Raw genomic sequence first — 12,341 nt, forward strand, 5'->3', positions numbered from 1 at the left:
GTGAGCAGCGAAGCCAGATTAGCGGACTCATACATACTGAATATCGTCTTGAATTTCCAGTTCGATGACGGGATTGACGTATTTCCGACTCACGAGATCCACTTTCGTAATTTGAACTAACTGCTGTAGATACTCGTCTAGATCGTTAAGCTCCGTAAGACCAAATAGCGCATTTGGCATGGGTTCGTACAGCACATCCAGATCGCTTTCCGGACGCTGCTCATTACGGGCATAACTACCGAAGATGCCTACAATACGAGCCTTGAAACGCTCGGTAATATCGGGTTGCTTTTCCCTTAGTAACGTGAGTATTTCAGTGGCATTCACAGCAGATAATTTTACAAAACAACAGCCGCCAGTATTATTTAGTTACGCAGCGGCTTATTCGTTTGTAGCATGTGCTGTATCCGCTCCAGCGTCTTCTGCTCCCCACACAAACTGAGGAAAGCCTCCCGCTCGATATCCAGTAGATACTGCTCGCTCACCTGTTGGGTACCCGTGAGGTCACCGCCGCAGAGCACCCAGGCTACCTTATGGGCAATTTTAATGTCGTGCGCGCTGGCGAAATGACCGCGCTTAAGCTCATTAGCCGCGGCGTAGAGTGCTGCCAGACCTCCGCGACCGAGCACGGTGATGTCATCACGGCGGCGCGGCATGGTGTAGCCGTCATCGGCCAGATCGAGCACCATGCGTTTAGCCTCGGCGATGTTGCGGTCCTTATTGACCACCACCTTGTCGCGTCCCTCGATCAGGTAGCCAAGCCCGTAGGCCTCGTGAGCGCTCGTAGATACGCTGGCCATGGCGATGGCCTTAAAGCGCTCGATCAGGGTGGGAATCATCACGTCACCCTCGAAGAAGCTATCGCTCGCGCGTAACGCAAACTCCTTGGTACCTGCCCCGGCGGGAATCACCCCGATGCCGGCCTCCACCAATCCGATGTAGCTCTCGGCGGCCACCGCGCCCCCGTCGCAGTGCATGAGGCTCTCGCAGCCTCCACCAAAGACGTAGCCCTGGGTGGCGGCGATCACCGGGATCGAAGAATAGCGTAGCCGCATCACACTCTGCTGGAACAGGTTGACGGCCATATTGAGCTCCTCGAACTCCTGCTGGTAGGCCAGTTGGGCAATCATCATCAGGTTAGCGCCGACGCTGAAGTTGTCGGCGTTGTTGCCGAGCACCATGCCGCGCCAACCCTCCTCTTCGAGCTTCGTGATGGCTTCCTGGTAGCCACGCAGTACGCCCTCGCCGATGCTGTTGTAGGCACTGGTGAACTCCAGGCAGGCCACCCCATCACCAATGTCGTGTAGGGTTACCTCACTGTTCTGGTATACCGGGGCGTTATCGCGCAGGTTGTTCAGAATGATGAACTGCTCGGTGCCGGGCTTGACCTTGTAGGACTTCGATTGGATATCGTAGTACTTCAGCTTCCCATCCTCGCGCTTGTAGAATGACTCGTGGCCGGCTGCCTGCATCTCGCGCACCCAGTCGGGGATGGAGTTGCCGTCGGCCTCGGCGGCCTCGATGCCGGTCTGCAGCCCTACAGCATCCCAGTACCCGAAGGGGCCCATCTTCCAGGCGTAGCCGGCGCGCATGGCATCGTCGATGCTGTAGAGGTTATCGCTGATCTCGGGGATACGGTTAGCCGAATAGGCAAATAGGCCAGCCAGGCTGCGGCGGATGAGCTCGCCCCCCTTGTCGTCCTCTTTGAATAAAGCCTGTACGCGCCGCTTCGGATCGTCGACCTGCTTGGCGGTTTTGAGGCTTTTGAGGTCGGCGCGCTGACTGGGTTCGTATTCGAGGGTTTTCAGATTCAGGCCCAGAATTTGGCGGTTGCCCTCCACATCGAGCACCTTTTTGTAGAAGCCCTGCCCGGTTTTGTTACCGAGGTAGTTTTTGTCGATCAGGAACTCGTAGTAGGCGGGGATTTGCATTACCGCAGCGGCCTCATCGTCCGGGGCGTTCTCGCGGATGCCGGTCATGACGTGGGCGGCCGTGTCGTGGCCCACCAGGTCGCCCAGGCGGAAGGTGCCCGTCTTGGGACGTCCCAGTGCCGGACCGGTCAGGCGGTCGACGGTGTCGATGGCAAGGCCCAGCTCGTCGGTCAGACTGTAGATCTTGGCCATGCTGTACACCCCGATGCGGTTGCCGATGAAGGCGGGGGTGTCCTTGGCCAGTACGGTGGTCTTACCGAGGTAAAGGTCACCGTAGTGCATGAAGAAGTCGATCACCTCTTGCTTTGTATCCGGCCCCGGGATGATCTCAAACAGCCGCAAATAACGCGCTGGATTAAAGAAGTGGGTACCGCAGAAGTGCTGCCGAAAGTCCTCACTCATCCCCTCCTGGATCATGCGAATTGGGATACCGGAGGTATTGGTCGTCACCAGACTTCCCTTACGCCGTACCGCGTCAACCTGCTTGAGTACCTTCTGCTTGATGTCGAGCCGCTCCACGACCACCTCGATGATCCAGTCGTAGTCCCCGAGCTTGTCCATATCGTCGGTGAAGTTGCCCACCGTGATGCGGGCGGCAAAGTCCTTCTTATAGAGCGGCGCCGGTTTGGACTTGATGGCTGCTTGTAGCGCCTTAGTCGCCACGGAGTTCCTGACGGCGGGCTTGGTTTCCTTGGCATCCATATCACGGGGCAGAATATCGAGCATCAGGACGTCAAGCCCTACGTTGGCGAAGTGGCAAGCAATACCGGAGCCCATTACTCCAGAGCCAAGGACGGCAACGCGGCGAATGTGACGGGAGGGGGTCATAGCATGATCTTTTAGCGAAAATTCGCTGGCGAAGATAGGTAAAAGCACCTTGGCGGACAAAAGCTGCCCCCACTAAGCCGTTTAATCCGGCAGCGGTTGCAGCAGTTCGCGTAGCGTCTCACTTTCCTCAGTGGTCAGCAGCCGGTATCCGCCCGTCGTATCCACCCCGAAGTATTCGGTGGGCATCTCGCTGATCCGCAGCCGTTTAAAGTTAGAGCGGAAGTCCGTCACCGCCGTAGCTACCTCCCCCTCGGTATCCACCACCTTCAGGCTGATTGCAGCCGGGTCGGCAAGCGCGCTCGCCCATAGGGTTTCCAGTGGCAGCCCCCAGGTGATGCCGAAGTAGGCTTGCCAGTCGGTGGCCGGGTAGCTGATCACCTTGGGCATACCCGCCTCGCGCAAGGTCTCGGTCACTATCCCTAAATTGTTTACCCGTTGGTGGTAGTAGGCGTAACTATCCGCCAGCACCCGCGTCCGCGCCCCGAAACTGATCAGTAAAACGGCTACCATCACGTACCGGGGAAGCTTTGGTAGCCCATATAGTATAAAGGGTACGGCCAGGATCAGCCCCAGTCCCATCCACTCACTCTCAAAGTAGTAAAGCTGTACACGCCCAAAACCACCGGGGTAGGTCACGCAGACCAGCACGGTGTAGACCACCCCCGCCAGCATGGTCAGGAGCAGTACCCCGTAAGCCCGCGACCGGATCGCTGCATAGCAGCCTACCAACGCCACAACCGCCAGCGGCCAGTACAGCTCCGCATAACCCAGCATCGTCCGCAACTGCCCGGATTGAAAACTCGCCGTTACCGCCGACCAGTCCAGTGCCCGCACCCCCTGGAGCTTATACCCATCGTACCAGCTCTCGTGGCTCAGGTAGTACCGCAGTCCGATACCCAACCCGATCGCTAGGGTATATAGTCCATCTCTCGGCAGCAGTCCCCTCCACCCCCCGCTCCGTGCCCACACGAAGGTCACCCACACGAAGGTGAGCGGGGCAGCCACCAGCGGGTGTGTATTGGTAGTGATCAGCAGTAACACCAGCAGTACGACATGCTGCCACACACCCAGGGGGCGGGGCCGCAGGTGCAGATAACAGCCGACAAAGAGCAGCCCCCACCCTACCGCCTGGTGGATCTCGTTATTCGGCCAGAAGTAGACGTCGGACACGATCAGCGTCAGGTAAAGGGGCAGCAGCAGCGCTAGCCCATACTGTCGCCAGCGTAGACCGAGTACCAGGTAGATCGCGGTATGGAAAACGTAGAAACTGACGGAGTAAAACCAGCAGACCATAGCCAGCGGTAGGCCCAGTCGAAAACCTATGAGGGGAAACACCTGCGTCACCACCGCCCCGTAGCGGTGCTCGGAGATGATAGGCTGCCCCTCCAGTAGCATGCGGAAGAGGATGAAGCTGGGATCGGTAAATAGAATGCGCTCCCGCCAGCATACCGCCGCACCAATCAGTAGTGCCAGCATGGCCAGTCCACCTAAATTATAGGCCAGGCGGCCCCGTCGGTCCGGCGTATCCGCGGGCATTTAGTCGCGGCGGATCAGCTCCTCCCGGATAATATAACCCTTTTCGGCCTTCTCATCCCAGGGAAGGGGACTACAGGCTTCCGTATTTCTGTTGCAGCACGATATGCACTGCGTATGCCGCGCGTCAACAAACCGTTCCACCAGACCTAGCCCTGGAGCGTAGCGCTCGTAGGCTACTCGTAGGTCAATTAAAAGGTCAAGGATTTCCGCCTGAGTGACGGTCACCACACTATCGAGTTCAGTACCTGCCTTAAGCGTATCCAGTCCATCTAAATCAGTGTACCGGTACTCCCAGCCCTGGTAGACGTCGAGGAATTCACCGCCCACGCGCACCGATCGCCTCTCATCAAAGGCCGCGTTACCATCCCAGCTACTGCCTTCCCGGATCGGCGCGGTAAGTTTGGTGAACGTCAAATTGCCCTCACTGCGGGTGGCGGCACGTGCATCGCGGCTCACGGTGAAGGTCTGCTCGAACCGGAAGGGCTGGGTGTCATCGCGTCGTACCCAGCGCTCGCCACGGTATACGGTGGTACCGTCAGCGGCGGTGAAGGTTTCTACCAAGGTCTCGCGAACCTCGCTGCGGCTACTGTCGTACGTAATGCCACCCACTACGGCCCGGAGCACCACGCTATCTACTTGGTAGTAGGCCGGACGATTTAACTCCAGCGGAAAATACTGCTCGAGCAGTGGACGCGCTTCAGGCGTAAATACTTCCTCCTTACAGGAGCCGGCCAGGCACAGCAGGAGCAAACTAGCGCACAAGGAGGGGTTCAGGGGAGCGAGCTTCATACTTAAGCGTTCACGGGGGTTGCATCCCGATAGCTATCGGGGGCCCGCCCTTGCCCCTTGTTAATATAAGGATAGAGGAGGGCGGCAACGACAGCGAGTAAGATCAGAACGCTACAGATCAGCGATATGGTACTACCCAGCGCGTAACTGCGCGGTGCGAAGGTCATGCTGATGGTGTGCTCGCCGGCCGGTACGCGCAGGGCCCGCAGGGCATAGTTGGCCCGGAGCAGCTCGGCCGGCTCGCCGTCGATGGTGGCCTCCCAGCCCAGCTCGGGGCCGTACCATATCTCAGAAAATACGACCAGCTGCTCGCTGGGGGAGCTGAAGCGGTAGCTGAGGGCATTGGGGGCGTAGGAGGTGAGCGCGACGCTACCCTGTCCGCTGGGGTTGAGGCCGGCTACGGCGGGAGCGAAGTCGGATCCGATGATGGCCGTGCCCTTGAGGTCGGGGACGGTACCCAGGGCAGCAAACTCCTCGTTGGGGCCATTTACGAGCTCGATGTCGTTAACCAGCCAGGCGTTCCCGAAGGCCTGGGGGTTGGACTGGGCGGTGAGGGTACCATCCTCGCCCGGTACGAGGAAGTACTTGGTATTCAGCATGCTCAGCACGTCGATGTCGCGCTGGGCGAGGTAGCCGTCGATGAGGTCCTGGTAACGGCGCAGCTTGACCGCCGAGTAGCCGCCGATACTCTTGTGGAAGTAGCTGGTGAGGGCGTCCTGATCGAGGGCGCGGGAGAGGTTCAGCACCCGGTAGTTGGGATCGGGGTCCTGTAGGATCTGCTGGTCGGCGGGACTGGGCTGCACCGTGTTGTTGACCACCCGAGTAGGCTTCCAGTCGTCACGACTCAGGTAGCGGCCGTTGATGCCGGCAAAGTCCGCAAAGCCCAGAACGGTGAGGGCGGCAGCGGCAAGGAGTACGGAGATAGTGCCCTTCCAGAGTAGGTAGAGCGCCCCGAACGTGAGGCCCACGAAGAGCAGACTACGAAAGGCATCGTCGAAGTAGACCTCCGAGCGGGTGGCGACCAGGGCGCTGACCAGGGCACTGGTATCTCCCTGCCCGCCGGTGAAGCGGGCGAGTTGGGTAGCATCCTGCGGGGCGTTGAAGTCGATTCCAAGGCCCAGCAGGACGACGAGTAAGCCTAGTCCAGCACTGACCAGACCGGCATACTTAAGTTGCTTACCGGCCGAAATAGGATCGATAGCCCGTAGCGCCAGCCAGCGGTACACCCCCAGAATACCCAGGGCCATCATCAAAAAGGTGGCGATGCTGAGCGCCGAGTTCGGGGTACGAAAGTTGTTCAACAGCGGCAGCAGCTCGAAGAGCGGCCGATTGATGAACTCCGCGTTCTTGCCGAGGCTAAGCACGAAGATCAGCAGGGTGCCACCGCCCAGCCAGATACGGGCCGGTGTGAAGGCCGCGAAGAGTCCGAATATAAAAAGCGCAAAGACCACCGCCCCCAGGTAGATCGGCCCCTCCGTAAAGGGTAGACTGCCGTGGTAGAGCGGTGCGGGAAACTCGGCCGGGACCCGGAATCCGGCCCGGGTCATTGCCTTCCCGAAGGCCGTACTACTACTAAGTTGCTGTCCGCTTCCCCCCCCGGCAGCCAGCGGAGCGTAGGTAGCCAGCATATCCTTGAAGCCATTGCTCCACTGCATGGCGTAGTCCCAATCAAGACCTCCCTCGCGGGTGCCCTCGTCGAGCGTCTGCTCGGCCTGCTGGCCGGTCAGGATGGCCCCGCCGCGGATCGACTGCGGTAGGTATTCAGTAGTAGTCAGCAGGTTACTGGCCCCGGCCCCCAGTGCCAGTCCCAGCCCGACGAGCAGCGCGCCCATCGCCTTAGCGAATACCGGTAGCGTGCCCGCCCGGGCGTGACGTACCAGTTCCGCAATACCGAGCAGGGGCAGGGTGAGGCCGAAGTAATAGAGCATCTGCGGGTGGTTCGCCAGGATGGCCAGTCCCATCCCCAGAGCAAAGACCGCCCCGCCCACCAGGTAGCGAGCCCGGAAGGCCAACACCACGCCGGCGGCAATGAGCGGCAGGAACATAATCACCCCCAGCTTACTGACGTGACCGGCCCCGTACAGCACAATATTGTTGGTAGCGATCCCCGCCGTAACGGCCCCGGCGATTGCCAGCCAGGGGCTCACGCCCAGCAGCACCATCATCAGGTAAAAGGTGAGCATGCCGCAGAAGACGTAGCCGGCCGGACCACCCATGAAGCCAAAAAAGGCCCGACGCGCGATGGTCAGTTGATTGCCGGTGCCCACCGCAGAGATCTGGTAGGTGGGCATGCCGCCGAACATCCCGTTGGTCCAGTTGGTCCGCTCGCCAGTCTCTTCGGCGTATTGCTTCATCTCCGCACTAGCCCCCCGGTACTGGACGATATCACCTTGCTGCAGGCTCTTGCCCTGAAACTGGGGCAGGAACAGCACGATCACCGTGAGCAGGAAGAGACCGACGGCCAGGAGATGCGGGAGAAAGGTCTTCAACTTCATGGGGCGAACTTACAGGAAATCGACGTCGACCTCGTACGGATAGGTGATCAGGTAGTTCATCGCCTCTTCTACCGGGTACTGCTCGAAGACGATCTGGTAGAGCATCTCCGTGATCGGCACCCGCAGGCGCATGCTCCGGGCCAGATGGCGGGTAATCATCAGCGTACGCACCCCCTCGGCCAGCTCCGGACTGGTCGCGGTGACCTCCTCCAGGCTTTCCCCGGAACCGATCCGGTAGCCGAACATATAGTTGCGACTTTTCTTCGAGGTGGCCGTGGCGATGAGGTCACCGATGCCGGCCGTACCGAAGAACGCCCGCTTGTCGCTCCCTAGTGCCTGCCCGAAATGCACCATTTCCACTAGCCCCCGGGTCACCAGCATGGCCTGGATGTTCTTACCTAGCCCCACCCCCTTGAGGATGCCGGAACCCAGCGCGATCACGTTCTTTAGTACCCCCGCCAACTCCGCTCCCAGCAGGTCGTGGGTGCCGAAGACGTGCAACTGGCTCGACTTCAGCACCAATTTGGCCCGGTCGATCACCTCGTCGAACTTACTGGCGATGACGGAGGCCGAGGGCTGCCCGTCCAGTAGCTCCCGCGCCAGGTTCGGACCGGTCAGCGCCCCTACCCGCACCACCACGCTTTCCTGACGGATCACGTCGGTCATCGTATGCACGTTTTTGCGCTCGATGCCCTTCTGCGGAATTTGCGCCTCGTCGATGCCGGTGATGTCGAGTCCCTTCGTACCGTGGATAAGCACGTGACTCGGCCGCAGTTCATCGGTGATGCTGCGCATCATCTCCCGAAAGTTATTCGAGGGTACGATGGGGAAGATCAGTTGACACCGCTCGGCCACCTGCGCAAAGTCGTGCACCACCGTCACCCGATCGTGCAGCGGCACCCCGAAGCGAAAGCGGTCGCGGTTCAGTCGCTCGGCCAGCTCGGCGTTGCGGCTGTACACCAGCACGTCCGTATTATAGGCCAGCAGGTTGGCCATGGCGGTGCCGAAGGTGCCGGCTCCGATGACGCCGACGGGTTCTGCGGTGGACAAGGGTTTCACTCCTCACCCCCCTTAAACCCTTCTAAATCCCGCCGCTCCCGCTTCGTAGGCCGACCCAGCCCCTTCTCGCGGTGCTCGCCCTTGGCCTTGCCGACGAACCAATCCTTGAATTTATTCATCTCCTCCTCGGTGGTGTGGTCGACGTAGGCGGTGACGGCCAGGGGGGCACCGACGCGTTTGTTGAGCAATTTGACTACTTCAAGGTCGAGGTTGAATCCTTCCTTGGGCACGGTGAGGCGGTCACCGACGGTGATGTTACTACTTGGTTTGACGGGCTCGCCGTTGAGGCGCACCTTGCCCTTTTTGACTACGTCAGTAGCTAGCGTGCGGCTTTTGAAAATACGCACGGCCCAGAGCCATTTATCGATACGGACCTTGTCCATCACTCGACGAGTTCGTAGTCGATGTCGAGCTTACGCAGGGCCCGGTAGGCGGAGCTTTCGTTAAACGACACCTCGATCTCAACGGGCGAGCCGGCCAGCAGAATATCGGTGTATTCGGTGGCGAGGTTGCTATCCACGTCGTCGGCAATGTCTTCAATGGTGCGGGATATGGCGCGTTTGTCAGGACGCATAGCGTCGCAGCTAAGTAGTTTGATCGTCATAATGGTTGCAAGGTAGCGGTCGTCCAAATTATATACAAATTGTTGGAATACTATTTTTTATCCGCATCCTGCGTACGTCCGGCCGCCCATTCACGGCGTAAGATGCGGTAGGATACGACGGTTTGTGACATGCCGTCCTTGATTACGTAGTCATCGAGGGTGGCCTCGCGGGTCAATCCGTTGGCCAGTAATGCTCCGCCGGAGGCATCATTATCAAGTTTATGAATGGCCTGAATGCGCGCTAGGTCGGGAAGATGCTCAAAGCCCGCAGTGATCAGTGCCCCCACCGCCTCGGAGATATACCCCCGGCGGCGGTAGGGCTTCCCGAGCCAGTACCCGAGCTCGGCGTGTCCGTACTTCTCGATCAGGTGCAGTCCGACGGCTCCCATAAACGCCCGGTCGGTCGGCGAGCGGATTGCATAGATAAAGGCCGTGTCCGTACTTCTCGATCAGGTGCAGTCCGACGGCTCCCATAAACGCCCGGTCGGTCGGCGAGCGGATTGCATAGATAAAGGCCGTGCCCGTTGAACGTCCCATGTTGACCAGTTGTAAGAACTGCACCGCATTCGCCTCCCCGTAGGGCGAGGGCACCGAGAGGGTCATCTCCGCGATCAGCGGATCGTTAGCCAGGGTAATGATCGTAGCAGCATCTGCCAGGACGGGAGGACTCAGCAGTAGGCGCGCAGTAGTGAGTTGTTCGGGTAGCATAACCGGATGAACCTATCCTTCCCGCCCAATAGTTGCCTCCCGGTCTGCCGGGACCGCAGGTGCAAAAGTCGTGGCAAGGGAAAATGCATGCTGGGTAGGCCCATCGGCATCGATCAGTTCGAGGCGCTCCTTTGCCTCCACCAGCGACGGACGGTGCCCCTCAGCCACCCACCACAGCGCCAAGTGCGGGTGCTCCAGCCGGTGGAACCACTTGCTGCGGCTACGGACGAAGTAGCTGTGTACCGTCTTGTAGGAAAACTCCCGTAGGGCTTCAATACTTTCCCACACCGACATATTCACCAGGATCATCTCATCGCCAAAGGGGTGGCTGACCTGGGCGGAGCTTTCGCCGAAGTTGCCCGTCAGTCGCCACACGAAGCCCGGGCTCTCCTCCGCCAGCTGATTGATCGGCGCGATGAAGTCGTTGAACTCCTTGGTCGCCGGGGCGTCGAGCGGGGCGCGGAGGCGGGCGATGTTGATCTGGGCGAGCTGCATGGCTCCCCAAGGTAGCCCCTAGAATTTGTAGCGGGCCCCCAGGCCCAGTCCGGGCACGATCTCGGTGCCTACGCTCAGGCGGTCGTTGAGGTGGTAGTGGAGGGTGAGTTGAGGGAGGATGTCGACACTAAAAATTTCACCATTTTGAGTGTTTTCGACATAGTTGAAGAAATAGCTTTCACGGTCGTCGCGACTAAAAATGCGGGTGGACCGGTAAAAAGCCCGTTGAAAATTTACCCTCGCCAGAGCACCAACCGTGAACTGAAAGCGGTGCCTCCGTAAAAAGGTATATCCGCCGCTGAATGTAGTATGCAAGGATTCTTCCCTACCACTGTAGTAGGTATAGTATTCACCTTCGAAGAGTAGGGGTAAAAGATCCTGCTCACTCGGTCCTCCAAAGCGGTGGTTATACCAGTATAGCCCTACCGCAACACGTAGTCCGCTGCTGAATTGTCGCGCCGCGTTTATATGCGTGGTGAGCAGTCGTCTTAATTGGCGGGGCTGACGGATATTATTTGTTCCTTGGTAATAAAGAGTTGCCTTCCTTTCATCCAAAGTGACATTTACTGCTGGCCGGATGTCGTTTTCATCTTCGCTGTACAACTCTATGATGGCAATATTAGAAGAAATCTCCGGAGTTACGTGCAGCACAATCTCCCACCGCCCGGCCGGCCGGTCCGGTTTCTCCACCCGCGTAAACCCCTTCCAGCCTAGTGTAGCAGGCACCTTGTCAGTCACCGGCTTCAATTTGACCTGTCGGTACAGAGTTGCTTCGGGAAGGCGATAGTCCTGCGACCAGACCACACGATCCGGCATTCTGGTGCCAATTAGACTCGCGGAATTTGCCTGAGCGCGTATATCCTGCCACACCTCTTCACTGCCCACGGGCTGCTCAAACTGACTGAACTTCTCGGCTAAAAAGGACGGACTGGATAAATTAGCAAAAACCCTTTCGCGAGATGTAGGTACAGGCGGCGCTTGTAGAGTCAGGTACACCGTATCCACCCGCCAACGCACCACCGTATCCACTACAGCACGCTCCACCACGGCAGGCATCGCGACGGGCGCAGCATCCGGGCGGCGGAGCGCAGGTGCAACCACCACGTACCACCCGGCAATACCTACGAGCAGCATCCCCACGATCACCCCGGCTACAAACTTCCACCACGAGGACAGCGGAGCGGATGGGGCTATAATCCCCTGCCGGATCCGCTCCCACTGGCCCGGCGGCGGCGTGGCGGGGGGTAGCGGTTCGGACAGGCTGCGGCGGAACAGGTCTTCGAGCTTAGCCATGGTGGGTATCGGTTTCGACTTGGAAGTAGGGGCCGGCCAGCTGACGGAGGCGGCGTTTGGCCTTGGAAAGATTGGATTTCGAGGTGCCTACTGAAATGCCCAGTTTAGCGGCAATCTCCTCGTGTAGGTAGCCCTCGATGACGTAGAGGTTAAAGACCAGCCGGTAGGCGGGGGTGAGCTGCTGGAGAAGGCGGTAGACGTCCTGCTCGCCGAGGAGCTGTTCGCCTCCATTGTGTGTGGCCGGCGGCGGGGCAGACCGCAGCCGGTCGAAGAGGCGCAACCGCCGCCGCCCCGCACGGTAGTGATCGATGCCGGTGTTGACTACGATCCGCCGCAGGTAGGCGATAAAGTCTCCCCGAAACTCCCGCGCTATCAGGTCGCGGAACAGTTTAATGAAGGCTTCCTGCACGATGTCTTCGGCGGCATCCGCGTCATCGGCGTACTGTAGGGCTACGGCCCGGGCCAGGGGGTAGTGCGCTTCGTACAGCAGGCGCTGGGCCCGTTCCTCCCCCCGGTGGGCAGCACACAGCAGGGCGGGGGTCTGGGCGGGGAGGGGCGGCAAGTAGGTACTCATTTGCGGTTCAGACGATGAAGCTTGCTCCG

The 12,341-nt window shown here is 59.5% G+C and carries 12 protein-coding genes and 1 pseudogene; all 13 read right to left on the bottom strand.

The features are described from left to right. Positions 1-27: 27 nt before the first annotated feature. The 13 genes and pseudogenes from ACOOHD_RS06100 to ACOOHD_RS06160 all read right to left on the bottom strand — a co-directional run bounded on the left by ACOOHD_RS06100 (position 28) and on the right by ACOOHD_RS06160 (position 12,312). Entirely contained in the window at positions 28-327 is a 300-nt protein-coding gene (locus ACOOHD_RS06100; RefSeq protein WP_420460686.1) for a nucleotidyltransferase family protein, read from the bottom strand. A gap of 38 nt (positions 328-365) precedes the next feature. After that, complete coding sequence (locus ACOOHD_RS06105; protein WP_420460687.1) at positions 366-2,759, bottom strand: 3-hydroxyacyl-CoA dehydrogenase/enoyl-CoA hydratase family protein; 2,394 nt, start codon at positions 2,757-2,759, stop codon at positions 366-368. A gap of 81 nt (positions 2,760-2,840) precedes the next feature. Beyond that, the gene (locus tag ACOOHD_RS06110; RefSeq protein WP_420460688.1) at positions 2,841-4,295 is read right to left on the bottom strand and encodes a hypothetical protein; all 1,455 of its coding nucleotides are present in this window, start codon (positions 4,293-4,295) and stop codon (positions 2,841-2,843) included. Continuing rightward, the gene (locus ACOOHD_RS06115; RefSeq protein WP_420460689.1) at positions 4,296-5,084 is read right to left on the bottom strand and encodes a hypothetical protein; all 789 of its coding nucleotides are present in this window, start codon (positions 5,082-5,084) and stop codon (positions 4,296-4,298) included. It lies immediately after the preceding gene. A 2-nt stretch (positions 5,085-5,086) separates the two neighbouring features. Further along, on the bottom strand, positions 5,087-7,579 hold the full coding sequence (locus tag ACOOHD_RS06120; protein ID WP_420460690.1) for a YfhO family protein: 2,493 nt from the start codon (positions 7,577-7,579) through the stop codon (positions 5,087-5,089). A 9-nt stretch (positions 7,580-7,588) separates the two neighbouring features. Then, a complete protein-coding gene (locus tag ACOOHD_RS06125) occupies positions 7,589-8,629 on the bottom strand; it encodes an NAD(P)H-dependent glycerol-3-phosphate dehydrogenase (RefSeq protein ID WP_420460691.1) in 1,041 nt (346 codons plus the stop codon). A gap of 5 nt (positions 8,630-8,634) precedes the next feature. Continuing rightward, positions 8,635-9,021 (bottom strand): RNA-binding S4 domain-containing protein, encoded by a 387-nt coding sequence (locus ACOOHD_RS06130; RefSeq protein WP_420460692.1) that lies wholly within the window; start codon positions 9,019-9,021, stop codon positions 8,635-8,637. Next, complete coding sequence (locus ACOOHD_RS06135) at positions 9,021-9,242, bottom strand: hypothetical protein (protein ID WP_420460693.1); 222 nt, start codon at positions 9,240-9,242, stop codon at positions 9,021-9,023. The genes ACOOHD_RS06130 and ACOOHD_RS06135 overlap by 1 nt, the downstream gene beginning before the upstream one ends. Before the next feature lie 50 nt (positions 9,243-9,292). After that, a complete protein-coding gene (locus ACOOHD_RS06140; RefSeq protein ID WP_420460694.1) occupies positions 9,293-9,631 on the bottom strand; it encodes a GNAT family N-acetyltransferase in 339 nt (112 codons plus the stop codon). 58 nt (positions 9,632-9,689) lie between these two features. Beyond that, positions 9,690-9,950: pseudogene (locus ACOOHD_RS06145) on the bottom strand (GNAT family N-acetyltransferase); the annotation flags it as partial. A gap of 12 nt (positions 9,951-9,962) precedes the next feature. After that, positions 9,963-10,445, bottom strand: a complete 483-nt coding sequence (locus tag ACOOHD_RS06150; RefSeq protein WP_420460695.1) for a DUF3291 domain-containing protein — start codon at positions 10,443-10,445, stop codon at positions 9,963-9,965. An 18-nt stretch (positions 10,446-10,463) separates the two neighbouring features. Further along, positions 10,464-11,738: a hypothetical protein gene (locus tag ACOOHD_RS06155; protein WP_420460696.1), complete on the bottom strand. Its 1,275-nt coding sequence runs from the start codon at positions 11,736-11,738 to the stop codon at positions 10,464-10,466. Further along, a complete protein-coding gene (locus ACOOHD_RS06160) occupies positions 11,731-12,312 on the bottom strand; it encodes an RNA polymerase sigma factor (RefSeq protein WP_420460697.1) in 582 nt (193 codons plus the stop codon). Before ACOOHD_RS06160 ends, ACOOHD_RS06155 begins: the two co-directional genes overlap by 8 nt. Between the last annotated feature and the right edge of the window lie 29 nt (positions 12,313-12,341).

The sequence above is a fragment of the Neolewinella sp. genome, assembly GCF_965214665.1.
In the GTDB taxonomy this organism is placed as follows: Bacteria; Bacteroidota; Bacteroidia; order Chitinophagales; family Saprospiraceae; genus Neolewinella.